Raw genomic sequence first — 25,513 nt, 5'->3', positions numbered from 1 at the left:
CTATGAACAAACTTTTAGCTTTGGGTTTTGTGCTTCTGCTAGCCACGCAGGCCATGGCGCAGCAGAAGCCGCAGTACACGCAGTACACCCTCAACAATTACCTGCTCAATCCGGCCATAGCAGGAATAGAGGACTACGCTGATGTGAAGATTGGTACGCGGCAGCAGTGGTCTGGACTGGAGGGAGCCCCTGTTTCCTACTACGCCACGTTCCATGCCCCGATCTTGAAAGATGTGAACCCTGTGCCCGTTGGGCAGCGCACCGGCGTTGTGCCAAAAGAGGTCACCACCAAAAAGCCGACCTCTTACCGCCGCGTTAGAGCACACCATGGTATCGGCGCCGTAGCCATGACAACCGCGACAGGCCCGCTCAAGCGCAGCAGCTTTAACGTGAACTACGCCTACCACCAGCCCCTGACGCGTACGTTGCGTCTGGCTGCGGGTGTTGCGCCGGGCCTAATTCAATATAACTTGGACCCAACCGCTGTACGGGTGATCAACCCGAATGACCAAGCCATAAACGACGGTCGTGTGAATGAGACTAAGTTTGACCTGAACATGGGCCTGTGGCTCTACTCCTATAATTACTATATCGGGTTTGCCGGCACGCAGTTGGTTCCCAGCAAGCGCGAACATCTGACCACCGGCGTGGCCACCGACAACAGCGGCCGTCTACAGCAGCACTACTTCCTGACCGGGGGCTATCGTTTGGATGTATCGCCGGATTTGGCGCTCATCCCATCAGTGATGCTCAAGATGGCGCAGCCAAGTCCGTTGTCAGTGGACGCCACCCTGAAAGCCATGTACAGTGACAGAGTATGGGCTGCGGCGTCTTACCGACACAAGGAGTCTATGGCAGTTATGGCGGGCATCAACATCAGCTATCTGATGGACCTGAGTTATTCCTACGATGCCATTGTGTCCCCGCTAGGCAATTCTAACACGGGTAGTCACGAGGTGGTGCTCGGTTTTAAGCTGCGTAACACCTCCAAAGTGCTTTGTCCGCAGTGGGCTTGGTAGTATACAATACTTAAAGTCTCTTTCAAATGAAAATTGCTCTATAGATTTTGTTTTTTAGCAAAACTTTTATATTTTATTGCAGTATTCCAAAATACAGTATAAAGTATCAATCGTATGGCTTTCAAACAGGTTATAGCAATTGCGTTGGGAGTTTGCCTCGTGGTGGCGGCTGCTTTGCAGTACAGTCGCCCTGATGCGGTGTTGTGGATTATGGTCTACTTAGCTGGTGCTATCTTCAGCTTTATGACTGCCCTCGAACGCATGGGCAGGGTATGGCTATTAATTGCCGCTACGGCCTATACAGCAGGGGTTTATTATTTCTGGCAAAATGCGGCGGCTAGCGAGGTCGCGCTGCTGATCTTCGGTGCTTTTTCGATGCTACTACTCGCCCTCCTCTTTAAGAAGAAAACAAGTCTGCACCCGCCCCATGAGCCGGGCCACATAAAAAGATGGGCAAACTGATCTCTCAGTTTGCCCATCTTAATTCATATCGGTTTCTATCTTTATAATCTTACCCGTAGCTTTTCAGCTGTCAGCATCGACTACACCTGCTCTGCTTTGAAACCCGCTTTTTCCACTGTGCTTTTGATCGTCTGCGCATCAAGGCTATCAGAGGTCACTTCCAGTATTTTGTCCGGATTGTCTGTGTCCACCTTCCAGTCCTGCACCCCTTCCAGTTTGTTCATATGGGGTGTTACCGCTCTAATGCAGCTTCCACAGTTGATCGTTGTTTTAAATTTATAGGTCTTCATATTTAACATAATTTATAAACTGATTAACAAATTCATTTAATAAAGTTTTTTGCCGCGCAGGCGCAGGCTGTTACTTACCACGGATACAGAACTAAGCGCCATGGCTGCCCCTGCCAGCATCGGGTTTAGCAGGAAGCCGGTGAATGGAAACAGCAGGCCCGCGGCGACCGGTATACAGATCACATTGTAAATAAATGCCCAAAACAGGTTTTGCCGGATCGTGCGCACTGTCGCCCGCGACAGGTTGATGGCGGCAGCTACCTGCATCAGGTCTGAGCGCATGAGTGTGATGCCGGCCACATCCATGGCCACATCCGTGCCGTGCCCCATGGCTATGCTTACATCGGCGGTGGCAAGGGCCTGCGCATCGTTTATGCCGTCACCCACCATGGCCACCACTTTGCCTTCCGCCTGCAGTTTCTTCACAAAAGAGGCTTTGTCATCCGGCAGCAATTCAGCCTCAAAATGGGTAATACCCACTTGTCTGGAAACTGCAGCAGCAGTCTGGGCATTGTCACCGGTGAGCATGTATACCTCCAATCCGGCTTCCTTCATGCGTTTTATACCTTCGGCGGCAGCCGGTTTAACGGGGTCGCTCACGGCAAACACGCCGAGTGCCTGACTCGCATCCGCAAAGTAGACGGCAGTTTTCGCATTTTCCTGCAGTAGTTTGGCTGCCTCGAGCAGCTGGGCGCCTATACCTATCCCTTCCTGTTTCAGCAGCTTCTCGTTACCGGCAAAATATTTCCGCCCTTCAAATGCAGCCTCCACCCCCATACCAGTCACACTGTTAAAGTAGGTCGGCTCCACAGGCTGCATCCCTTGCTCTTTATAATAGGTATAGATAGCCTGTGCAATGGGATGCTCCGATTTGGCTTCTATGGAATAGAATAGCTGTGAGAGCCTTTCCTGCTCCGTTACATGGTCGGCCCAAACCACATCCGTAACAGAGGGCTTACCTAGTGTAATGGTGCCCGTCTTGTCCAGTAGAATAGCATTGGCTTTATAGGCGTGCTCCAGACTCTGCGCGTCCTTTATCAGGATGCCGTTTTCAGCGCCCTTGCCCACACCCACCATAATGGCGGTCGGCGTGGCCAGTCCCAGCGCGCAAGGGCAGGCGATCACCAACACGGAGATCATGGACACCAAGCCCTGTGACAGATAGGCCTCCCCTCCCAGCGTTATCCAAGCCCCAAAGGTAAGCAGCGCGATAAGCAGCACGATTGGCACGAAAATTCCTGCGATCTTATCCACCAGCTTCTGCACCGGCGCCTTGCTACCCTGCGCCTCCTGCACCATTTTGATGATGTGCGCCAGCATGGTCTCGCCTCCCGTTTTGCGGGCAATTAGCTGCAGACTTCCCTTCTGGTTGATGGTGCCGGCAAAGAGCATATCGCCCGCCTGCTTCTGCACAGGCAGGGGCTCGCCGCTCAGCATGCTCTCATCAACATAGGTCGTACCGGATAGCACTTCACCATCGACCGGAACCCGATCGCCGGGCAGCAGCAGCACATGATCCCCGATGCGCACCTCCTCTATCCGGATTTGGGCTTCTATACCATCGCGCAGCACGCGTACTGTCTTGGGCTGAAGCCCCATCAGCTTTTTAATAGCCTGAGAACTTCTGCTTTTGGCTCCTTCTTCGAGGTATTTGCCCAACAGAATAAAGGCAATGATCACGGCCACCGCTTCATAATAAACGTGCGGCTCCAATCCCCTGCTCAAGAAAAACTCCGGGTATACCGTGTTGAACAAACTGAAAGCGAACGCGATGCCGGTGCTCAGGGCCACGAGTGTGTCCATGTTGGCGCGCAAGTACTTGGCCTGCCCCCATGCGTTCACAAAAAAGTGGCGGCCCGCCCAGAGCAGCACCGGCGTCGTGAAGGCCAGCATGGCCCAGTTCCCCCAGCTAAAGGCATTGTGAAAAAACATTCCCAGTACAAAAACCGGGAACGCCAACACAGCCGCGGCAATGGTTCTGGTTTTAAGAGATGCAAGGGCCGCCGCCTGCCGCTCTTCCAGCTCTACTTCCGTATGCTCTTCTATGAGCAATTCAAAGCCTATCTCCTGCAGTGTGTCACGCAGCTGGTTTGGCTGCACCTGCGTGGGGGTGTAGGCCACCTGCACGGTTTTGCCCGCAAAGTTAACATTGGCTTCCTGTACCCCGTCCACGGTGCGCAGCATACTCTCGATGCTCGATGCACAGGAGGCGCAGGTCATTCCCTCCACCGGGAACGTCTCCTTTTTATATGTTTTTTTCTCGATCGTCTCCATTCTATGCGAATTGATTATGCCTTCCAACAATACAAAGGTACGCATACCATACCCCAGCTGTGTTACATTATCTTTTGAAAGGTTTACAGATTTATGAAGCTCCGGAAAAACACGGAGATGAATTAGTCCTGTAAGGATTTCTGGATAGCCCGGCTAAAAGAATTCCCTTGGGCCAGAAATTGATATTTTTTTTGTTATTGATGCTTCATTTTTTTATGTTGTGAAACAATCTGCGCAATTTTAGTGCAAATTCAGCTATTTTGATTTTCGACAAACGTAAAGTTAATAGCACCTGACCCCGCACCCTCATGTTGAAAACAAACGACCTGTCGCCTTTGCCAAAAGCATCGCGCACGATTCAGTTGGTGCTGCTCACATTTGCCGGCCTGCTGCTCATCCTGCTTGTCATCATTTCCTATACCTTCTTTCAGGCCCGTCAGGTACAGCTCGATCAGAGTGCCTACTTGGAGGTGCTGCTGCAGGAACTGGAGCTTATTGATGACCTGCAGAGCAACGACGATGCCGTGCATAAAGCGGTGCTGCTGCACCTGACATCCAATAGTTTAAAGGAAAAGAGAGAGTACGAACGCGAGATTCGAGGGACGCAGCAGCAAAGCTCCGTCATGATCAAAGAGCTCAAACGACTTGTGAAAAACAAAAGCCGGCTACATATGCTGGACAAGTTTGAGGAGGAGAATGCCGCCCATGACACACTCATAGCTCACTTGCTGGACTTGAGTCGAAGTGGTGACCCCAAAGAGGCGCTAGCTTTTAACCGACAAGTCATCACCCCAGAGTATCAGCAGCACCAAGGCTACTTAAAGCAACTGAGTGATAGCATTCGCGGCGCTGCACACCAAAGCGGCAAGCAGGCGGCAGTGTCTATCGCCTCGTTTGTGGACAACCACAAACTGCTGCTAGGCCTGACCCTACTCGTGGGCCTGATTGCGGTGCTGTTGATACGCAACGTATTCCAACGTCTGAGACTTGATAACCGGATATTAAATACTGAAGTAAAAGAGCGGCTTCAACTTCAAAAAGCTCTGTTGGAAAGCCAGAAGCAGTATAAGCTCCTGTTCGACTCCAACCCAATCCCGATGTGGGTATACGACCAGCGAAACAGGCATTTCTTGGATGTGAATGAGGCGACCCTTCGTGGGTATGGCTATACACGGGAGGAGTTTCTGCAACTCAACATTTTCGACATTCGCCCTGAAACGGACGTGCCCCTGCTCAAGTACAAACTCGAGCAACAAGATAAAAAAGAGTCACAGTACAGTAAAACACGTCATAAGCGTAAAGACGGGAGCATTTTCGAGGTAGAGGTAGTTTCACACGCCCTGCCTGACTGGGAGGACTCCATGCCCCGGCTAGTGGTCGCCATCAATGTGGAGGAGCGTCAGCAGATGATCGATCAACTCCAGAAAAGCGAGACGCAGCTCCGCGAAGTCAGTTCAAGCATACCCGGCGCCGTTTTTCAACTTCAGATGAAGAGCGATCTGCGGTACACATTCACTTTCATAAGCGAAGGTATAAAAGAACTGCTCCAGATAAATCCACAGGAGGCCTATGCCAACCCGGATGCTCTGTATCGTTACATCGCCCCAGAGGATGCCGCCACAGTGCGGAAGGCTCTGCTGGGCTCCTACCGTAAGCTTAGCCCGCTGGTGGTGGTGTTCCGCATCAGTCCGCCAAACGCAAGCACCCGAAAATGGATACAGGCCCACGGACTGCCCACGTTAAAAGACGCCGGCCATGTGATCTGGAACGGCACTATGATCGATATTACGGATCAGAAAAACGCGCAGGAGCAACTTGTCACGAGTGAGGCTAACCTGCGCGCGCTGCTGAATAGTTCGCCCCAAGCCATCTACCTACTTGACAGCTCTTTCCGCATCATGATGTACAATAGCGTAGCCAAAGAAGAGGTTTACCGATCACTGCTCCGCGAACTGGAAATAGGGCACCATTTTCTGGAGTTCTTGCCCCAGGATATGGCAGAAGACCTTAAGCTGCAACATGCCAAAGTACTGCGTGGCGAAACCGTGATCTATGAGACGGGCCGCGGTGACTTCTGGCATGAGGTGTCACTGCGCCCGGTGCTCGGCCCTGACGACAGGGTGCTGGCGGTGGCCTTGAGTGTGCTCGATATTTCGGAGCGAAAACTGGCCATGGAGCTTATCAGGCGAAACGAGGAGCAGTTGGCCCGGGCTCAGCAACTCGCTCAACTCGGCAACTGGGAGCTGTTCTTTGAGCATGACCACGTTACTTGGTCTGACAGTGTGTACGACATCTATGGCGTCAGTAAAAAGGCCTTCTTACCAACGCTCAGTAACATTATGCTATTTGTGCCAGATGCTGAGCGCGACTCGCTCAAGCAGGCGTTCGCTAACGCAATAAAGAGCCGCACAATCATGTCGGTGGAGCACAGCATCGTGCGGCCGGATGGAAGCGTTCGTATGGTCTATGAGATTGGGGAGCCGGAGTATGACGCCCAAGGCAAACTGATTCGCTTCCACGGCTCCGTGCAGGATATAACAGAACGCAAACAGACTGAGCAGGAAGCCCTCAAAGCCAAAAACCTCTTACAGTCCACGCTCGAGAACATACCTGAAATGATCTTTTCGGCTGATAGCGAACTGAACATGCTATACGTAAGCCCACAGTGCCTTGAACTGACAGGCTATACCGAGGAGGATTTTCTAAATGATCCCAACCTATGGTGCAGCACCATACACGATGAAGACAGAAGGGCCGTGGAGGACAACATTATACCTGAACTGCTGGCTGGGCTTCGTCAGCACTGCGAGGTGCGTATTACCACTAAAGACAGGCAAATCAAATGGCTCATGCTACGTATATCGCCAAGGCTTGACAAAGACGGGCTGGTATACCGCCTCGATGGCTCTGCCTCGGACATGACATGGTATAAGGAAGCGGAGGCCAAGCGTGATGAGCTCACTGACCAGCTCCTGAAGCAAAACCAGAACCTGCAGCAGTTCGCCTACATTGTGTCACACAACCTGCGGGCACCGATCGCCAATATACTGGGGCTCACCACTATCTATGACAAGCACAAACCAGATTCGCCTATGAACCCGCGGGTGATCGACAATCTGTTTAAATCTGCCAAACTGCTTGATAGCACCATTCGGGACCTAAACGATATTCTCACCATCCGGAGTGAGCTTAGCAAAGTCAGGGAGGACGTATGGTTCAGCGACGTGTTTGAAGAAGTACTTGATAGCCTGCCAGATGAGATGATGGGGAAAGACATGCACATCCTCCCTGACTTTGACAAGGCACCCCATGTTGTTGCCGTCCGGAGCTATGTGCACAGCATTATGCACAATCTGGTTACCAACGCGTTGAAATACCAATCACCTGACAGAAATTTAGAGCTACGACTTAAAACTTTCACTATTCCTAACTATATTTGTCTCAGCGTTTCAGACAATGGACTTGGGATCGATTTAAGGAAGGAGAAGGGAAAAGTCTTTGGTCTGTACAAACGATTCCATTCGCATGCCGAAGGCCGTGGTCTGGGACTGCATCTTGTCAAAACCCAAGCCGAGTTGCTGGGTGGCAAAGTAGAAGTAGACAGTCAGGTAAATGTAGGCACTACTTTTAACATATACTTTAGACACACCGAGTAGTAATGAATATATTGAAAAGAGTAGTTTTGATTGATGATGATGAGGTGAACAACTTTGTTTGCGAGAGCATCATCCGAAATGAGAACTTTGCAGACGATGTCGTGAGCTTTCAGGGGGCCGAAGAGGCGCTCGAGTTTCTGAAATCATCTGTAGGCACCACCAGTGATAATTTTCCCGACCTGATCTTTCTGGACATCAACATGCCCGGCATGGACGGCTGGAACTTTATAGAGGAGTATCGCAAGCTGCCCGAGTATGCCACGCAGAAGTGCAATCTGTTTATGCTGTCTTCAGCTGTGGACCGCAAGGATATCATGTGTGCCCGCAGCCACAAAGAAGTGAAGGAATTTTTCTCGAAACCGCTTTCGCCCGAGATACTCGAATTCATTAAAGAAGAATTTTTGATGCGGGTATAACACAACCTGACATCATAGAAAGAGCGCATGCCACGTCAATAAAAAACGAGCATGCGCTCTTCGGTTTTATACCTGTCCATACTTACTCTAGTCGCTTGAGCATTCGCTCCATCTCGGCTATCTCCTCTTTTTGGGCTTTGATAATCTCTTCTGCCAGTTTCTTTAGTTCCGGATCACTTATTCTGGCTTCTTCACTTACCAGTATAGCCGATGAGTGGTGCGGAATCATAGAGTTGATAAACTCATCATCGCCGACAAAAGCTTGGTTACGCAGCATAATAAAAGCCCCTACCGTCGCCACAACACTCATAACCACAATGATAGCGTTCAGTTTCTTGTCCTTGTACATCGCGCGCATCACGCCGAGCATGATCAATGCCATGGGAGCCACCATCAAGATGGTCATGTAAAGGCGGTTAAGATTGAGATGAATGTGACTCAAGTCGGCCACATTGCTGAACATGACCGCGTACATCACCAAAAAGGAAAGGCTGAGCGTGAGCATAAACTTTCCGTAATTTTCTTTTCCCATAGCAATTTTAATTTCAGGTAATTTGATCAAGCGACTTCCGTGAAGGGGCTGCGGCTTTCTTATACTCTGATGGGGACATACCGGTTACTTGCTTAAACTGTGCCGACAGGTGGGCAACGCTGCTATAACCCAACTGAAAGCTGATCTGACTTAAAGTCAACTCATTGTAAGTCAACAACTCCTTTACCCGCTCTACTTTCTGCAGCACCACGTAACGGGCAATCGTGAGCCCCTCCTCTGCCGAAAACAGCGTGCTTAGGTAATGGTAATCGCGCCCTAGGGTGTCAGCCAAATAATCAGACATGTTGGTGCTCAAGTGCTCTACTTTACCCGAACGGATCAACTCGATAATGGCGATTTTTATTTTCTCCACTAACTCAGCCTTTTTATCCTCTATCAACTCAAAGCCATTTTCTAATAGGGCTTCGCGGAGGCGCTGTAGTTGTTTAGCCGTGGGTTCTTGCTCGAGTTTTACTTCGCCCAGCTGGATGGCCACTGGGTGCAGATCCAGCTTGTCGAGCTCTTCGGTTACCGCCTTGAGGCAGCGGGGGCAAACCATGTTTCGGATGTGCAAGGTATGGGACTGTGTCATGTTAGTGCTTTTTATGGGCTAGTGCCTGAAAGCCTTACGGCTGCAAATAGGCTGAACGGGAACGGCTTCCTTACCGGCACTGCCTTAGGTATACCTACGCAAATCTAGCAAAACATTTTGCCTGCGCCCCAAAAGGCATGTGTTGGTAAGATTCTAATTATATCCCATTTGAATTATTACCTTACACTTCCTGTTGTACCCTTAATCAACCCAGTCTTACCTGCCACTCGGCAATATAGGGTTTCATAAATAAATCGGGCAAGCCGGATAAATAGACTTACCTTTGCAGCTTGCAATAATCAATCATACATGACATTTAGCGAATTAAATTTAATAGATCCTATCCTGAAGGCGCTTCAGGCGGAGGGCTATACGCAGCCTACGCCCATACAGGAACAGGCTATTCCACACCTTTTGGCTGGCAACGACGTGCTTGGCTGCGCTCAGACGGGCACTGGCAAGACAGCTGCTTTCGCCATACCTGTGCTGCAGATGCTGCACAACCAGAAGAACAGAGCATCCAACACCATTAAAACGCTTATCCTGACTCCTACACGGGAGCTGGCCATACAGATCAACGAAAGCTTTGCCGCTTACGGCAAAAACACCGGCGTGCGCCATACCGTTATTTTCGGTGGCGTATCGCAGCATGCGCAGGTACAGACCATAAAACGTGGCGTGGACGTGCTCATCGCAACACCGGGCCGTTTGCTCGACCTCATCGGACAAGGCTTTATCTCACTCAAGCATGTAGAATTCTTCGTGCTAGATGAGGCAGACCGCATGCTGGACATGGGCTTTATCAATGATATCAAGCGCATCATTCCAATGCTGCCAAAGCAGCGTCAGTCGCTCTTCTTCTCTGCCACTATGCCGCCTGTTATTCAGGCGCTGGCAGATACCATTTTGATAAATCCGGTGAAAGTGGAAGTAACCCCGGTTTCGTCTACTGCCGAGAAGGTAGGACAGGCCGTGTACTTTGTGGAGAAAAATGACAAACGCGACCTGTTGCGTCACCTGCTCACCGATTCTGAGATCGACCGTGTGCTCGTGTTCACCAGAACGAAGCATGGTGCTGACCGCGTGGCTAAAGACTTAAACAAGGCAAACATTCAGGCGGAGGCCATACATGGCAACAAGTCACAGAATGCCCGCCAACGTGCTTTGAGCAACTTCAAGGCCGGCAGCACCCGCGTGCTTGTGGCCACCGACATTGCCGCCCGCGGTATAGATGTAGAGGAGCTGTCGCACGTAATCAACTTTGAGTTGCCGAATGAGCCGGAAACCTATGTGCACCGCATTGGCCGTACGGGCCGTGCCGGTAACGCTGGCGTTGCCCTCTCCTTCTGCGACTCAGAAGAGCGTGCCTACCTGCGTGACATCCAAAAGCTGATCAACAAGCAGATCAAGGTAGATGCAAACCATCCGTTTGGATTGCCTGAGCACTTGTCGGTTAATCTGGAACATGCAAAGAAGCCGAAAGGCCCGGCCGGCAGAGAACCTCGTAACAGAGCAGCTTCTAACAACGGCAACCGTGCAGGTGGTAACAGACCAACTGGAAACAGCAATGGCGGTAACCGTTCAGGTGGGAACTCTAGCTCTAATGGTCGCACAAGCGGAAGCAATAGCGGAGACAGTCGCTCAGGCGGTAATAGCCGTGGTAGCTCTTGGCGCGGTAAAAACACAAGAGGCAGTGGCCTAGGCAGAACTTCTTCCAGAGAAGCATAACACCAGCCATTCAGTATATAAAAAGCCCCGTCATATTTGTATGACGGGGCTTTTTGCCTTTCAAACAGGTATAAGCTATACCTTAGATTCTACTCTGATCGCTATCAGATGGCTCCGTGTCGTCGTCTCCGAGCGGCTGCGGACGGCTTCGGATACCATTTACATCATCGTCCATGGCCGTGTCACTGCCTTCGTACTCAAAGCCGGGGCCTTGTGCGAACTCTTCTGTGCTATTGGGGTTATTGGCGCCGTAGCCGGTTGTTTCGTTGCCCTGAATGTGCAGGTTCTCCAGACTGTCTTTCTGATCGGCACGTTCCATTGCTCCCCCATACCCGACATTGCGCTTGGCGCTTGGGTCGGGTTTGTTGTCATTAGTTTGGCCCTGTCTGTGTTCATCGTTCACATTCTTAGGTTTGTTGGGCGTGTTCTGTATATCTTCGTCGCTTTTTGACATGTCGCTAGTAATTAGTTTACATGTGTATACGCTCACGGGACACTTCAGTTAGGCAAGCCATCCCTATTTAACATAAATAAGCAACCGGAAACTTTTGCCACTATAGCCATTTCTTTCTCCTATCTTTGCGCCAATTATTTTGCCTGAATGGCACGTCTGCCGCACCAGTTGCGTTACAGACTATAACCAAGACCAAAACGGTACATGAAACTATCGAAAATATACGATCCTCGTGAGATGAACTCCTATCAGTTTGTCGCCATGACCGGCCTGATCATGACGATCGTGGCCAATATCATTCTGCTTGTCATTGGCAAGATGGTAGATAACTTTGAGGCGCTATACCTATGTTGGCTCGTTTTCTTTGCGTTGGGAACAGTGGCAAACCTCAACAGCAAGCCCAATGACCATCACCACCACCATTAACAATTAGCTACTATTCGAGGCAATGCTTATTGCTTTAGAAAATCCAGTAGCCCTTTATGAAACTGATCTGGCGCCTCGATGTGCGGAATGTGGCCTACTCCTTTTAATTCCAACAGTCTGGCATTCGGTATAGCCCCTGCAGTTTGCTGCCCCAGTTGCGGGTACTGCCCGTACAGCTTTCGCTCCTCCTCGCTTTCAATATAGGCCTTTCCTACCACGGTGCGGTCCTCGAGCCCAATGGCCAAGAGCACAGGCATCTGCAAGTCACTCAACTCATACACCACAGGCTGTTCATAGATCATGGCATAGGTATGGGCTGCAACACGCGCCACTAGCGGCTGGTCAGGACCGCGCAACTGAGCGGCAGGTATACGCACCCACTCCTCATAGGCCTGTTTCCAAGATGTGTAATAGGTTTTGTGGTAACTGCGGATACTCTCTTCGGTGCGTTTCAGCTCTTCCTGATAAAGCTCTTCCAAGCTTTTAAAGGGCACCATGCGTCGGTAATCCTCCAGTCCGATCGGGTTCTCGAGTACCAGTTTAGCCGTTGCCTCCGGATACATGAGGGCAAAGCGCGTGGCCAGCATGCCGCCCATCGAGTGCCCTACAACCACTGCCTCATTTATATTCAGATGATCCAGCAAGCGCCGCGTGTGTTGCGCCAATTGGTGAAAGCTGTAGTGTACCTCCGCTTTATCTGATTTCCCGAAACCCAACTGATCAGGCACCACTACCCGAAAGCCCTGCCCTGCCAGAAAGTTCACCGTTTGCTGCCAATAGGCGCCCATAAAGTTTTTGCCGTGCAACAGCACCACAGTTTGCGGGTTGTTGAAACTTCTGGGCGGCGACACATCCATATAAGCCATTCTGTACTTCTGTCCCTCCTGTTCCACTTCCAGATAGTTTACCGGATAGCGATAGGCATAGTCACTCAGGTTGGCATCGTAAGCCGGCTGCGTTTGCGCCAGAAGCGGGAACCTAAAAAGGGTAAAAGCCAGTAAAAAAAGGGAGTATGCTAAGTTCTTCATTCAGTTCAGGTATAGACTAGCTCTTTTTACTCTTTGCAGGCCTCAAGAGTTTAGCAAGCAAAAAACCCGGCACTGCAGGCACCGGGCTTCTCTACTGAACTACTCAAAATTCTATCTACTGCACCACAAGCTTTTTGGTATGGTAGCGCCCTCCTTGAGCTACTTGCAGGAAGTACATGCCCCTGCCAAAAGGCGTCAGGTCGATCTCGCGTTCGTATTCACCGCTCAGTTTCTCGACCGTGTCCACAAAAACCTCTCTCCCTTTTTCATCTAAAACGCGCACCACAGTGGTTCCTTTTTTCTTGAGCGTAAACTTGAGGTTGAAGCGACCATTGTTCGGGTTTGGATAATAGCTGATTTCCTCTACTTTCAGCTCTTCCCGCGACTTCATCTCCACGGGCGCACCGGTGGCTTTTAGCTGTTCTTTCTCAGCATCCGTCACGTCCTCTACTTGGGTTTTGCGCACCATAAAAATGGCACGGCCGGGTCTGGTTATATGGAGCCCTATTTCCTCGCCCGACACTTCTTCTTTATTTCCGTCCCGGTCGATGCGGTATATCTTGTTGTCTTCCCCGTCTGTGATGATTTTGATATAGGACTTGCCTTCTTTCATCAGTAAAGAGTCAATTTGCAAGCCCCTAGGTATACTTTCTACCACGATGCGCTCTATTTCCTTTGGGTCTATCCTCATCATGCGATCTCCTTCTTTAAAACTAAAAGCACCAGTGGAGTCATTAAGTGAGCGAAAATAGATTTGCGGGTTACCCTCAATGGTCATATTCTTCATTTCGCCTCGCATCACCTCAATGCGCTTCACCATCTCTTTGCTTAGGCTATCGGCTGACAAGGAAAGCAAGCGCACCTCTTTCAGGGCACGCCGCATGGCGCTATCCCCTTCTATACCTTGTACCCTTGCCCTGAACGCTGCATTCCCCTCTTTGCCTAAGGTATAGGCCCGCATTTTCCCATCCAACAGCCGCAAGTGCGCCGTATCCAAGCGTGCCCCTTTTATCGCCTTCGCCAGTTCCTCCTCTGAAATTGCCGTAAAGGTGGTGTCGATCAGAACAGACTTACCGTTTTCCTCCTTTATTATTTTGATGTGCATCTGGTGTTTCTGCTTGGGGTTTTCCTGCGCCACAAGTTGATGGAAAGGCAAGAGCCCCATCAGTAAAACAAGGGCTAGCTTTAGCAAGGTTTGGAAGTTGACGAAGAGATTCATAGTAATGAGGTATAAGGAGTTAGCGATTCGTTTCTACAAATGTACGCTGCCGTTGCGCCCCTTAGCGTTAAAGCCAAGTTAAAGTCTGTTAAGGAAAAGTTAAATAAATACACAAGCCCGCCGAAAAACGTAAATTTGTTATGTGAGCAAAGCAAGTATCATAGGGGTTATCGTGTTGATGACCATATCGTTATTCGGTATGATCGGGCTACAGCTGTATTGGATATCGGATGCCATACAGGTGAAGCAGGAGCAATTTGACCGCAGCGTGCACGAAGCGCTGGCCCGCGTGGTCGAAAAGCTGGAAACACAGGAGGCGGTATCGGCAGTGGCAAGCGGCATGGCCTCGCTGCAGCATGTGCCCGATCAGACTACGTACAAGATGCTGCCAGTTGCCAACTCCGCCACAGAAAACACCTCGGATACACCTAACAAGGCAACACCAGCCCCTCCAGTTCGACAGGCTATACCTAGAGACGAGCACCAAGCGAAAGCAAAATCGAACCCGAAGTCAAAAGCTAAATCAGCCAATACTACTAGTGCAGTCACTTATTATGGGCAAACCGGCACTGGAGCCGGCAGCCAGAGTTTCCGGATTGAGTATAAAGCCCTCGATTCGATGGTGCAGCATTTGCTCCCGCCCGCTCTTCACGGGCAGGGCTTTCCTATAATACCAGCTGAACAACTGCGGCACATGGCAGCTTGGCAGGGACTCCCGCTCGATTCGCTGAGATCTCACAGACATCAGTTGGATGCCAACAACATGCGGCGCATTCGTCGCCTTGCAGACAGTGCCGTAAGTTATACCCGCCAGATTAATGGCCGAAACTTCCGCATTTCAGTGGACACCCTGCAGTATATCGCCTTGCATATGGACAGTTTGCGCCACCAGCACTTGCTAAACCAAGCACTGGCTGCCTCCGAAATAGCTTCTATCAATGTACGCAAAGACAGTGTGTTGATCTTAAAGAAGGGAGCGGCATCACGCTTTCAAGAAACCTCACGGGAAATTATCAACTCATCAGGTGGCAAGATTACCTTCAGCAATATTCACAGACCGGAAGATAACAGGTCTACACAGGATGCCGCTACCCGGATTATCGTGCGCCCCTCTACAAAACAGACACATTCTATACCTGCTGACGCGCCACAGAAAACAAACAAGCCAGTGAAGACTACGAGCACACTGGCTACCTCCCCAGATCCGGCCAAAGTAGAGGCGAAAAAAGAAAAGCTGAACAATGTGGTAGAGAAGATGGTGGTGGAGTATGTGGCCAAGGACGTGCCGCTAGAGCAACGCCTGAACTTAGGGGAGCTGAAGCCGATGCTACAAAGCGAACTGCAGGACAAAGGCATTTGCCTAGACTTTGGTTACTGGGTGCTTTCAAATCAGCAGGACACCATTACAGTGGCCCACCTGCCAAACAACAGCACACGCAACTTTGCCACCTACAAAGCCAGCCTGTTCCCCAACGACATCTTTGACAAGTCCGATTACTTGGCCGTGTACTTCCCGGACAGCCGGGCCTACGCCATCAGATCGCTCTGGATGATGCTGGCCTCCTCGGCGCTCTTCACCCTGATCATGGTGGCCACTTTCGGCACGACCATCCACATCATTTTCCGGCAGAAGAAGCTCTCAGACATGAAGAATGACTTCATCAACAACATGACGCACGAGTTCAAAACCCCGATCGCCACCATCTCACTAGCTACTGACTCCATCACCAACCCTAAGATCTACAGTAACCCTGAGAAGATAAAGTACTATACCGATATCATCCGGCAGGAGAACAAGCGCATGAACGTGCAGGTGGAAAACGTGCTGCAGATCGCTCAACTAGAGAAAAATGACTACCGCATGAACCTGCAAACGGTGGATCTGCATCATCTCATTTGTAAGGCTGTAGAGAGCATCCGACTGCAGATAGAAGAGCGAAGCGGTAAGCTAACGACCCGACTCCAAGCGCCGGAGACGGAACTGCAACTGGATGAGGTCCATTTCTACAATGTGATTTGCAATCTGCTTGACAATGCCAACAAATACTCTCCTTCCAGTCCCGATATTTTACTGGAAACACAAAATGTGGCGGGCGGTATGTTACTGGCTGTGGAAGACAACGGCTTGGGCATGACGCGCGACACGCAGCTGCGGGTATTCGACAAGTTCTATCGGGTACCCACCGGCAATCTGCACAACGTCAAAGGCTTCGGGCTGGGCCTGAGCTATGTCAAAGCTATTGTGAAGGCACACAACGGCAGCATCAAACTGCAGAGCGAACCGGGCAAAGGCAGTCGATTTGAAATTTTTCTACCTTTTGTCACCTAGTATACCTGTACCGATGCAGCCTTTCGGGTCAAACCGGTATCTATAGAGAAACAGCATATAAAAACCCAGTAGATCATGGCAGAACACGGCTTACGCATATTGCTCGCAGAGGATGATCCCAACTTTGGCATCGTCCTGAAAGACTACTTGGAGCTGCACGACTATGTGGTTAAACTGAGCCCCGACGGTTGCCAAGCTATCACGGCTTTCAGGCAGGGCAGCTTCGATTTGTGCATACTGGATGTAATGATGCCCGGCAAAGACGGCTTTACACTCGCCCGTGAGATCAAGAAACTTAACCCGGATATGCCTCTGATTTTTCTGACAGCCAAATCCATGAAGGAAGATATGCTCGAGGGCTTTAAGATCGGGGCAGACGACTACATCACCAAGCCCTTCGATTCGGAGGTACTGCTTTACAAGATCAAAGCCATCATGCACCGCAAAGGTGGTAATGCAGCCGCAGAAAAGCCTGAAGTCAGCGAGTATAGCATTGGGCAGTATAGGTTTCAGCACAAGTTGCGGCTTTTGCACCACAATGGCGACATCCAGAAACTATCTCCCAAAGAAACCGACCTGTTGCATTTGCTCTGTCAGCACTTAAATGATGTAGTGCCCCGCGAAGAAGCCCTTCTGCGCATCTGGCACGAAGACAGCTATTTCACGGCCCGCAGCATGGACGTCTACATCGCCAAACTCCGCAAATACCTCAAGCAGGACCCCACGGTTGAGATCATCAACATACACGGCCAAGGATATCGCTTGTGCGCCCAGAATGGCGTGTTGCTGTAACCCTCTACGCCTAGTAAAACTGTAAGCTCCCTCAACAGCAAACTTTCTTCAACTTCCCTTCTTTGGCTGCAGGTCAAGCGAGCAGTTCTGCCTCTTGCCTATTCTCCAAATAGCTATACCTAAAATTTATTTTGCCATAACACTAGATATATATAGTAAGACTATTATATTTGATCCACTTTTTTAACAAACTTAACCAACATCCAATTTTCACCCATGAAAAAAATTCTACTTTTTGTTTTGCTTGCGGTAACTTTTACCGCTTGCGGTCCCGAAATTTATACCGCTGCCTCTTTCAAAGAGGTTAAAGCGAAACACGAAACCTTGGCCATTGTGCCTTTCGACGTGCTCATCGAATCCAGAAGACTTCCTAAAGGAGTAACAGCGGAAATGGTACAGCAACAGCAAAAGGACTATGGCTATGGCCTGCAGGGCGACGTGTATGGCTATTTTCTGAAACAAATGTCCAAAGACAAGTACACCGTTAATTTTCAGGATGTAAGCAAGACCAATGCCTTGCTGTCAGAGGCTGGCATCACGTATGAGAACATGAACACGGTATCAAGAGATGAGATCTGCGAAATACTGGGTGTTGATGCCATCATTTCTGGAAAGGCCACCATGTCGAAGCCTATGTCTGACGGAGCAGCCATTGCAGTGGGTTTACTGGTTGGTGCTTGGGGCCCAACTAACAGCGTGAATACTTCCATCACCATCCACGAAGGCGAGAAAGGCGATCTGCTTTGGAAATACGATTACACTGCCTCTGGTAGCATCGGCAGCAGCAGAAAGTCACTGTCAAACGCTCTCATGAAAAACTCTTCCAAGAAATTCCCTTACAAAAAGTCTTAATTCGTACATAGCCAATAACTGGAAGCTATCTAAACGACTCAGTTTCGCTATAAATACAAAAACCCCGCAGCCTATACCTGCGGGTTTTTTTATGGACTATAACTAAACAATGCAGGCCGCTCCCAAAGGGAACGGCCTGCATATCTCACCAAAACACTTTAACAAACAGTAAACTTTTACTAATAATATCTATTTAGAAAGTAAATCCGACAGAGGCTTTGATCACCCGGTTGAAGGTGTCGAAGTTGCGGTTGGCGTCCACGGTGGTCAGGCCGTAGTCATAGCCGGCGCTTACGTTAAAGCCACTGGCAAAGCGGTAGCCTATACCTCCTGTAGCCGCCACATCCAGTTCACGGAAGCCGCTGTTCATGTCCCACTCTTGGTTTAAGGCATTAAAGCCCAAGGCTCCGGCTCGTACCTGCACCTTATTTGATATTAGGTAAGAAAACTGAGGACCTGCAAAAATGTGGAAGCCATCGCCAATGAATATCTTTGCCAGAATCGGCATATCAATGTATTCAGCTTTGTTAGTAACCGTTACCCCTGCATTCAGGAAATCAAACTGCTCCATCGGAACTCTACCAACCATGCGCATACCCTTCTGAGAGTACAGGAGGCCCGGCTCAATCTCAAAACCCGGTGCTATAGGAATAGAAACCACACCGCCCACATGAAAGCCCTCGCGCATTTCGCGTCTAAGGGAGCCATTGGTCATATCCATGAGGTCTTGGGCACTGTTGACGGTTTGACCCTGCCATTCGGCCATGTTAACACCCGCTTTTATACCGATGCGCACGGGCTGCTTTTGCTGCGCATTTGCCTGAGTTACCGCCATTCCCAGAACGACGGCCAGTAGTAGAAATATCTTTTTCATCACACCTATCCTTAAATATTGAAAAACAAGAAATAAGCTGCGCAGCTTAATTCTCCTGATGTAAGAATCGTGCCAAATAATGATCTGGTGTTTTGAAAAAAGTTCACATTTAGGCTTAAATAATTTAAAATCAGATAATTAAGCGTTAAATTATTTTTTAAAACACAAAAAACACCCTAAAACTAAGCCAGCTAAATCGCGCTACTTGTTTGGCTATACCCCCGGTTGCACCTTACCTTTGCAGCCCTATAGCCCACAGTAAGGCTAGGTATAAGGTATAGGCAGATGACAGACAAAAGACAGGTACGGCTAAACAGGCTGGCCGTGCACAGGGTAGGCAACAAAGCGAAGGAAGAGGGCGTGATCGCTTCGAAAGAATTGGTTGACCTGCGGGACGAACAGCTGAGCGATTTGCTGACCAATTACTTTCTGGCGCCTTTTAAGCAAGAGGAGTTTTTCCGCTTCCACCATACCTCTGATTTGGCCCTGAACGAGATGTTCGCCTACTCGGCCCTGATGTTCACGGAGCCGGCCAAATTTCTGGAGTACTCGGTGCATGTGCTCAACCACCTCTACGAACAGTCAGACCACCCTAAAGTGAAGAGCGGTGAGCTGTACGTGGTGCATTTGTCGGGCTGCGTAATGGAAGATGACATCGTGGACGCGATCGGCATTTTCAAGTCGGAGAACAAAGACACCTTCCTGACTTTTCAGGAAGAAGAAGATGACCTGAACATGAACTACCACTTCGGGGTGAACATCAAGAGCGTGGACAAAGGCTGCCTGATCTTCAACACCGAGGCCGAAGACGGATTTCGGGTGAAGATCGTGGACGCCAACAGCACCGACGCCGTGTTCTGGAAAGAAGACTTCCTGCACGTAACAGAGCTCAAGGACACCAACTTCAACACCAAAACGGCGCTAAACCTTTGCAAAGACTTCTCAGAGGAGGTATTCGCCCAGACGGACAGCAAAAAAGCACAGGTGGACTTTATCAGCCGCTCCGTGGACTACTTTTCTAAAAGTGAGACCTTTGATCTGGAGGAGTTCACGAGCAGTGTAATCGACGAGCCCGAGACGGCCGAGCGATTCAAGAACTACACGCAGGCCTTTGCCGAGGAGCGTGACATTGAGGGCTTCACCGATTTTGCCATCAACAAGAACACAGTGAAGAACATGAAGCGCAAGTTTCGCAACTTTATTAAGCTCGACACCCAGATCGAAATCAAGTTCAGCGGGTATAATCCGGAGCAAAGTGAACAGTATGTGGAGCGTGGCTTTGATCAAGAGCGCGGCATGCATTTCTACAAGGTATACTTCCACTCCGAGTCTTAGCGTTATCTGCCCACAGGGCCAGCTCAGAAACTATACCTGCGCAGGTCGTGTTGCAGAGAGACCTGCACCAAAATACCGGAACAGTATTTGATAGAGTAGAAAGCACCTATGATAAGTTTTAAAAGAGATATGAAAAAGTCAGTTTTTGCCGCCTTGTTATTTGCCTTTGCCGCAACCGCTGTGTATGCACAGGCTCCTGCTCAAAAGGCTGCCACTACTCAGAATGCGCCCAAAACGGTAGAACAGCGTGCCGATGATATTACTGCTGGTATGGTGAAGAACCTCCGCCTTAGCCCGAAACAGGCCGCTGAGCTAAAGGATGTAAACCGCAATAGCATGAAGTTCGCGGAAGAGGCACGTAAGAAACACCGAAATAACCCGCGCAAACTGGCCGAGCAGATGGACATCATCAGTCAGACAAGGCTTTCGCAGATCAAAGACCTGCTCACAGAACAGCAATTTGACCAATACCAGTCACGCCGGGAGGAGAAAATGGGTGTGCCGCGAGAGGCCAGAAGCAACCCTAGCCAAGGCCCGGGTCAACAGTACGATAACAACTACTAATCCGAACGATATAGCACATTAACAGAAAAGCATGGCAGCCGCCATGCTTTTTTTATTTTAACTCACCTGCTGTTTCTCCGGTTGCCTTACGGGTTGCGCTATCTCCATGTCATTAGGTATAGCCGAGGCCACTTTCAAGACTGGTGCCACCTCGGGCGAAACCGTTTCTTGCACCGTCAATGCCTCCCGCTCCCGTTGGTGGGCCGTCACAACAGTTCCTGGGGGTTTGAACAGGATATCCCACGCTTCTTTAAAAGATTTGGCATGCAACAGGTCTTTCCAAAGATCCACCCATTCGTGAAATACCAGATAGAAGGGATTATAGGAGGTAACTGGCGTTGTGAGACCGTACTTTGGTCTTTCCTCCTCTTTCTGAAAGGAGCCAAACATCCTGTCCCAAATAATGAAGGTAGAGCCGTAATTCCTGTCGATATACTTGGGGTTAGAGCCATGGTGCACCCGGTGGTGCGAGGGCGTCACGAAAATGTACTCAAACGGTCTAGGCAACTTATGGATCAGTTCTGTATGCACCCAAAACTGGTATAGTACCGCTAACTGATGGCATACAAAGAATGTGAAAGGGTCAAAGCCCATAAAAGGCACTGGCAGGAAAAACAGAAACTTGATGGGGGAAGTCCAACTGGTGCGTAGGGAAATCGCAAAATTCATCTTTTCGGAGGAGTGGTGCGTCACGTGGGTCGCCCACCAAAGCCGCTGCTCATGCGATATACGGTGCGCCCAGTACCTGAAAAAGTCAACCGCTATAAACCCTCCTACAAAACCCCACCATGACCTGGGTATAGCCCACGGCACAGCGTTGTATATCATCATGGAGACAGTAAACAGCACAATTTTCAGACTCGCCCCCACGATGGCATTGCCGGCTCCAATCCAAAGCGCGGCCATAAAGTCTTTCTTCTCATAGTAATTGCGCTTCTTATACAAGCCAACTAACCATTCTATTAACACAGATGCCACAATAATTGGCGCGGCATAATGCATGATAGTCAGGTTATCCAGCTCCGCGATATGGTCCATTCTCCAAATTTCCTTTTCCATAGGCTCGTCTTGGTGCAGGGGTATAGCTTATTGTAACGACCACTACCGGAAAGGGTTAGTCCCTTCAACCCGCCTTTTTATGCAAACACGGGTATAACATTGATCAGCCTTGACCCTGCAGCTCCGTGTAACGCCATAAAAAAATTGATTTTGTAAGAAAGGCTGTGTATTCTTGCTGATATCAAGCACACGACATGAACATCCGTAAGAAAGTAAGATTAAACATACCTTCCGGCGCCAACCGCTACGCCGCCATCGACCTATTTGTGAGAGCCGCTGAGAAGGAGAACTGGAGCGAACAGGAAATCCAGTTTGTAATAGATGAGGTAGTAGAGGCCGAGGACAATGCCAAGGGCTTGGAATCATTGCAATACTATCTGGCTTAAAAAAGAAAAGCCGCGCCGGTGAAGCAATTTCACAGGCGCGGCTTTTATGATTCTGGTAGATAATCAAACCTCGTTCTGTTCGGTTGGCTCGAGTTGTAGCTCAGATTGATGCTGTTGCAGCACCCCGATGATAAAGTCGATGTGCTCTTTCAGGTCCACACCGAATAGCTCAGCACCCATCCGTACTTCTTCGCGGTCTACGGAGGCGGCAAACCCGCTAGTCTTCAGCTTCTTTATCACCGACTTTGCACCTAACCCTTCCAGTCGTTGCGGCCGTACCTGCGCACAGGCTACGATAAAGCCGGTTATTTCGTCGCAGGCGATCAGCGCTTTGTCGAGGGTGGTTTCGTAGGGCACGCCCCAGTGGGTATAATGCGCCGAGATGGCGTGGGCGATGCGCTCCTCCCCTTTCTCACGCAGCAAGTCCACGATCACGTTGGGGTGCTTATCCGGGTAAGCTTGGTAATCGGCATCGTGCAAAAGGCCGGCAATGGACCACTCGTCGGTGTTTTCCCCTAGTTTGTTGGCGTAGGCCTCCATTACTAGTTCCACAGTGCGCGCGTGGCGCAACAGGCTCTCGCTGGTGGTCATTTGCTCCAGTATGGTGCGGGCTTCTTGTCTTGTCATTGGAATACGTCTTTTAAAGCCGAATTTAATAAATTCAGCTTATACCTGCGCATCAGACAAGCTTTATCCTTACTTGTTAATGGCTAAGCCATAGTAGCTCGGCTGGAAGTCAATTTCAACGTCTTCGGGGAATTCTGCTTTCGCAATCTCCACATTGTCCCACTTTCCATAGATGTTGTCTTTGCGGCCCACCAGTATATCGATGTGGTTTCGGAAGCGTCGGTTCATGGTATCCCGGACAATGTACTGCCCGTCCATTTCGTCTGATATACCGCGCACCCACACAGTATCGCCGTAATGAATTTCACCTCCCCAGCGCGCTAACATGTCGCGTGAGAGGGCAATCCAGCGGTGCTTTTTGGGGTTTCTGGGGTTGATGCGGGAGCCGTCGGCTGTGATGAGGGGGTTTCCGTCAGTCTGACCTTTCTCTGGGTAGTAGACTGTGGCCGTAACGGTAAAAGTTTCTGGGTATTCGGGGTAATCAGGGTATTCTTGTACTTTTTCTATCTTCGCGGGAGTTATCATTTCCAGTTCTTTCCCTTCGTTCGGAGGGCTTGGAATTTCAGGCTTCAGGAAAGCCATTTCGTCGACAAAAGTTACAAAAATGGAAATCACTACTGCGAGTATTTTGACCCTAAACATATGGCATCCATTTCGTGAAACATCATTTTAAATTCAATAAACCGCTTAAACGGCCTGTCTTAAAATTATGTTTTGCTTAATGGATTAAAATACCTGTGTTTTTAGGTTTCCTCTTTTCAGTTTATGTTCTTGAATTAGCGCCAGATCATGCAATTGAGCAAGTTTATGCTATTTGTTCAGCCCAAGAAAAAAAATCAATTTATCACCAATTATTATAATATAAAATAATATTTGTTACATAAATTTTGCTTGAAATCTGGTATGCTATAAAGACTATTTGAGTTAAAAATATAAATTTTACAACAAACCAATAAGCTAAATCTAAGTCTTTAACAAAGGGCTAGATAATGATAGACTAGTAGTGGATCAAGCTGAACTGTTTTTCTTTTTAAAGTACTTGTCGTATACCACATAGCCAATAAACAAGACAAGGCTAACAGCCCCCACCCATACAAGCCCATTTATGAGGCGGTCGTCGTCCTCCCCCAGCCAAGCCAACAGAATAGTAAGGGGCGTGATGCCTGCCAGCGTAGCCCCGATAAAGCGAAAATAGCCCATTTTAGTAAGTCCGGCTACAAAGCTTACGGCGTCGTTCGATAAGAAAGGCGAGATACGCGCAATGATCACGGCCCAGACACCATAATCCGTGACGAAACCGCACACCTTCTCTTCGGCTTTATGGCCAATGATCTTCCGGACACCGGCCTCCCCTAGCCCTCTTCCGATCAGATAGCCAATGGTGGAGGCAGTCAGCACGGCAACAATCGCTATTAGGGAGCCCCAAACAGGGCCATAGGCAATAATGGCCACCAGCATGAGCGCCACCACATTGATGACCAGCAAGAACATCTGCGCCACCATGGCTAGTATAATAAAGAACGGTCCCCAGAAGCCAAACTGTCCTACCCAGCTTGAGATCAGTTCTTCGTCGCCACTCGTCAGCACCTCCCAACCTTCGTTTACGTTGGCTTGAAAACTGGAAGAAATGAAATAGATGGCTACCAACGCAGCCAGTATAGCACCAGTGATCAGGAGCGGCAGTTTGCTTTGCTTTATCTCCTTGTTTTTATCTTGAGAGGTATGCTGCATACAGTTGATTTAGATTCTATTAGACGTGCGATGCCCATCGGGGTTTAAAGGCTCCAGCATACCTGACTTAGGATTCATCCGACAGGCACGCTCAAAAGTTTGGGCGGGTGGCGTAGACCCGATGGTATAGCGCCATGTATAGGAATTGGGTGGCAGCGTAGATGTCTGATGCTCTAGCATTAATACCTTAGTAGATTCACTTGGAGGTTCGGGAATTGTTGTTTTCTTATCCACATGCTCGCCATACAGCAAGGCGGCCAACATACCTGCCACTAGTCCGCCTAAGTGCCCTTCCCATGAGATGCGCTCCTCAGACGGAAACAATCCATAGAACAGGCCACTGTACAGAAACAGAATCGCCAAAGAGACGGCCAAGCCTGCCCTGTCGCGCCTAATAATACCGTTGAACAACAGGAAGCCCGCCATACCATACACCACGCCACTAGCCCCCACATGAAAGGCATTTCGCCCGATAAACCATGTAAAGAGTCCGCTTAGCACGTATACCAATACAAACACCCGCAGGGCGACTGCCCGGTGCAGAAACAGGATGAAACCTGATAATAAAACCAACGGGAAGGAATTGGAAAGCAGGTGGATGAGCCCGGAGTGGATCAGGGGGCCGGCCGCAACACCGATGAGCCCGAGGAAATCGCGCGGTCGGATTCCCAGCCAAGCCAGATTGGCATCGGCAAGGTAGGACAGGAGCGCAATCAGCCAAATAAGACTCACAAACAGCGTACCCGGCAGGAAACTGTAGGCAAAGCGTTCGTTCTCAGCTTGCAAATCTTTCAGTGCCATGTCGGGTGGTGCGGGAGTCATAGAAGGTTCTAACAGAATATACTGCGCAGCGCGTCGTTCTCGTATT

At 49.7% G+C, this 25,513-nt stretch carries 25 protein-coding genes; 12 read left to right on the top strand and 13 right to left on the bottom strand.

Translation table 11 applies throughout. The annotated features are described in order from the left end of the window. The first annotated feature begins 2 nt into the window (after positions 1 to 2). Positions 3 to 1,019: a type IX secretion system membrane protein PorP/SprF gene (locus Q1A04_RS15160; RefSeq protein WP_299707709.1), complete on the top strand. Its 1,017-nt coding sequence runs from the start codon at positions 3 to 5 to the stop codon at positions 1,017 to 1,019. 114 nt (positions 1,020 to 1,133) lie between these two features. Further along, complete coding sequence (locus Q1A04_RS15155; protein ID WP_299707707.1) at positions 1,134 to 1,481, top strand: transmembrane 220 family protein; 348 nt, start codon at positions 1,134 to 1,136, stop codon at positions 1,479 to 1,481. A gap of 80 nt (positions 1,482 to 1,561) precedes the next feature. Here the strand turns inward: Q1A04_RS15155 and Q1A04_RS15150 are convergent, their stop codons facing one another. Then, entirely contained in the window at positions 1,562 to 1,771 is a 210-nt protein-coding gene (locus tag Q1A04_RS15150) for a heavy-metal-associated domain-containing protein (RefSeq protein WP_299707705.1), read from the bottom strand. 36 nt (positions 1,772 to 1,807) lie between these two features. After that, a complete protein-coding gene (locus tag Q1A04_RS15145) occupies positions 1,808 to 4,090 on the bottom strand; it encodes a heavy metal translocating P-type ATPase (protein WP_366943906.1) in 2,283 nt (760 codons plus the stop codon). A 263-nt stretch (positions 4,091 to 4,353) separates the two neighbouring features. Between Q1A04_RS15145 and Q1A04_RS15140 the strand changes: the two genes are divergently transcribed. Continuing rightward, positions 4,354 to 7,701, top strand: coding sequence for a PAS domain S-box protein (locus Q1A04_RS15140; protein ID WP_299707703.1), 3,348 nt, complete (start codon positions 4,354 to 4,356; stop codon positions 7,699 to 7,701). 2 nt (positions 7,702 to 7,703) lie between these two features. Further along, a complete protein-coding gene (locus Q1A04_RS15135) occupies positions 7,704 to 8,117 on the top strand; it encodes a response regulator (RefSeq protein WP_299707701.1) in 414 nt (137 codons plus the stop codon). Between the two features lie 82 nt (positions 8,118 to 8,199). On the opposite strand, the gene Q1A04_RS15130 is transcribed toward Q1A04_RS15135, so the two are convergent. Next, positions 8,200 to 8,649, bottom strand: a complete 450-nt coding sequence (locus Q1A04_RS15130; protein WP_299707699.1) for a DUF305 domain-containing protein — start codon at positions 8,647 to 8,649, stop codon at positions 8,200 to 8,202. A gap of 13 nt (positions 8,650 to 8,662) precedes the next feature. Further along, complete coding sequence (locus Q1A04_RS15125; protein WP_299707697.1) at positions 8,663 to 9,241, bottom strand: helix-turn-helix domain-containing protein; 579 nt, start codon at positions 9,239 to 9,241, stop codon at positions 8,663 to 8,665. Between the two features lie 309 nt (positions 9,242 to 9,550). Here Q1A04_RS15125 and Q1A04_RS15120 point away from each other — a divergent pair, with 309 nt between their 5' ends. Beyond that, on the top strand, positions 9,551 to 10,969 hold the full coding sequence (locus Q1A04_RS15120; RefSeq protein ID WP_299707696.1) for a DEAD/DEAH box helicase: 1,419 nt from the start codon (positions 9,551 to 9,553) through the stop codon (positions 10,967 to 10,969). A gap of 82 nt (positions 10,970 to 11,051) precedes the next feature. Here the strand turns inward: Q1A04_RS15120 and Q1A04_RS15115 are convergent, their stop codons facing one another. Next, positions 11,052 to 11,423, bottom strand: a complete 372-nt coding sequence (locus Q1A04_RS15115; RefSeq protein WP_299707695.1) for a hypothetical protein — start codon at positions 11,421 to 11,423, stop codon at positions 11,052 to 11,054. Positions 11,424 to 11,627: 204 nt separating this feature from the next. Between Q1A04_RS15115 and Q1A04_RS15110 the strand changes: the two genes are divergently transcribed. After that, entirely contained in the window at positions 11,628 to 11,849 is a 222-nt protein-coding gene (locus Q1A04_RS15110) for a hypothetical protein (RefSeq protein WP_299707693.1), read from the top strand. 26 nt (positions 11,850 to 11,875) lie between these two features. Here Q1A04_RS15110 and Q1A04_RS15105 read toward each other — a convergent pair whose 3' ends face one another. Together Q1A04_RS15105 and Q1A04_RS15100 are read right to left on the bottom strand one after the other, a co-directional pair. Beyond that, positions 11,876 to 12,877, bottom strand: coding sequence for an alpha/beta hydrolase (locus tag Q1A04_RS15105; protein WP_299707691.1), 1,002 nt, complete (start codon positions 12,875 to 12,877; stop codon positions 11,876 to 11,878). Positions 12,878 to 12,992: 115 nt separating this feature from the next. Then, entirely contained in the window at positions 12,993 to 14,096 is a 1,104-nt protein-coding gene (locus Q1A04_RS15100) for a T9SS type A sorting domain-containing protein (protein ID WP_299707689.1), read from the bottom strand. Between the two features lie 142 nt (positions 14,097 to 14,238). Here Q1A04_RS15100 and Q1A04_RS15095 point away from each other — a divergent pair, with 142 nt between their 5' ends. From Q1A04_RS15095 to Q1A04_RS15085, 3 genes are all read left to right on the top strand, one after another. Further along, a complete protein-coding gene (locus tag Q1A04_RS15095) occupies positions 14,239 to 16,425 on the top strand; it encodes a HAMP domain-containing sensor histidine kinase (protein ID WP_299707687.1) in 2,187 nt (728 codons plus the stop codon). A gap of 75 nt (positions 16,426 to 16,500) precedes the next feature. After that, positions 16,501 to 17,217 carry a response regulator transcription factor gene (locus Q1A04_RS15090; RefSeq protein WP_299707685.1) on the top strand — a complete coding sequence of 239 codons (717 nt, stop codon included), beginning with the start codon at positions 16,501 to 16,503 and terminating at the stop codon, positions 17,215 to 17,217. A 216-nt stretch (positions 17,218 to 17,433) separates the two neighbouring features. After that, positions 17,434 to 18,069: a hypothetical protein gene (locus tag Q1A04_RS15085; RefSeq protein ID WP_299707683.1), complete on the top strand. Its 636-nt coding sequence runs from the start codon at positions 17,434 to 17,436 to the stop codon at positions 18,067 to 18,069. A gap of 193 nt (positions 18,070 to 18,262) precedes the next feature. Here Q1A04_RS15085 and Q1A04_RS15080 read toward each other — a convergent pair whose 3' ends face one another. Then, the gene (locus Q1A04_RS15080) at positions 18,263 to 18,943 is read right to left on the bottom strand and encodes a porin family protein (RefSeq protein ID WP_299707681.1); all 681 of its coding nucleotides are present in this window, start codon (positions 18,941 to 18,943) and stop codon (positions 18,263 to 18,265) included. A gap of 285 nt (positions 18,944 to 19,228) precedes the next feature. Here Q1A04_RS15080 and Q1A04_RS15075 point away from each other — a divergent pair, with 285 nt between their 5' ends. Then, positions 19,229 to 20,278, top strand: coding sequence for a nucleoid-associated protein (locus Q1A04_RS15075; protein WP_299707679.1), 1,050 nt, complete (start codon positions 19,229 to 19,231; stop codon positions 20,276 to 20,278). A 129-nt stretch (positions 20,279 to 20,407) separates the two neighbouring features. Beyond that, a complete protein-coding gene (locus Q1A04_RS15070; protein WP_299707677.1) occupies positions 20,408 to 20,842 on the top strand; it encodes a hypothetical protein in 435 nt (144 codons plus the stop codon). Positions 20,843 to 20,899: 57 nt separating this feature from the next. On the opposite strand, the gene Q1A04_RS15065 is transcribed toward Q1A04_RS15070, so the two are convergent. Further along, positions 20,900 to 21,901, bottom strand: a complete 1,002-nt coding sequence (locus tag Q1A04_RS15065) for a sterol desaturase family protein (RefSeq protein ID WP_299707675.1) — start codon at positions 21,899 to 21,901, stop codon at positions 20,900 to 20,902. Between the two features lie 194 nt (positions 21,902 to 22,095). Between Q1A04_RS15065 and Q1A04_RS15060 the strand changes: the two genes are divergently transcribed. Next, positions 22,096 to 22,287, top strand: coding sequence for a hypothetical protein (locus Q1A04_RS15060; protein WP_299707673.1), 192 nt, complete (start codon positions 22,096 to 22,098; stop codon positions 22,285 to 22,287). A 63-nt stretch (positions 22,288 to 22,350) separates the two neighbouring features. On the opposite strand, the gene Q1A04_RS15055 is transcribed toward Q1A04_RS15060, so the two are convergent. From Q1A04_RS15055 to Q1A04_RS15040, 4 genes are all read right to left on the bottom strand, one after another. After that, a complete protein-coding gene (locus Q1A04_RS15055) occupies positions 22,351 to 22,914 on the bottom strand; it encodes an HD domain-containing protein (protein ID WP_299707670.1) in 564 nt (187 codons plus the stop codon). A gap of 69 nt (positions 22,915 to 22,983) precedes the next feature. Further along, positions 22,984 to 23,556, bottom strand: coding sequence for a hypothetical protein (locus tag Q1A04_RS15050; protein WP_299707667.1), 573 nt, complete (start codon positions 23,554 to 23,556; stop codon positions 22,984 to 22,986). Positions 23,557 to 23,922: 366 nt separating this feature from the next. Then, positions 23,923 to 24,645, bottom strand: a complete 723-nt coding sequence (locus Q1A04_RS15045) for a TVP38/TMEM64 family protein (protein ID WP_299707664.1) — start codon at positions 24,643 to 24,645, stop codon at positions 23,923 to 23,925. A 9-nt stretch (positions 24,646 to 24,654) separates the two neighbouring features. Then, the gene (locus tag Q1A04_RS15040; protein WP_299707661.1) at positions 24,655 to 25,467 is read right to left on the bottom strand and encodes a rhomboid family intramembrane serine protease; all 813 of its coding nucleotides are present in this window, start codon (positions 25,465 to 25,467) and stop codon (positions 24,655 to 24,657) included. Positions 25,468 to 25,513: the final 46 nt, after the last annotated feature.

This window comes from uncultured Pontibacter sp., assembly GCF_947499215.1.
Classification (GTDB): domain Bacteria; phylum Bacteroidota; class Bacteroidia; order Cytophagales; family Hymenobacteraceae; genus Pontibacter.
Note: the sequence above shows the minus strand (reverse complement) of the source record. Positions and strands in the feature narration are given on the sequence as shown.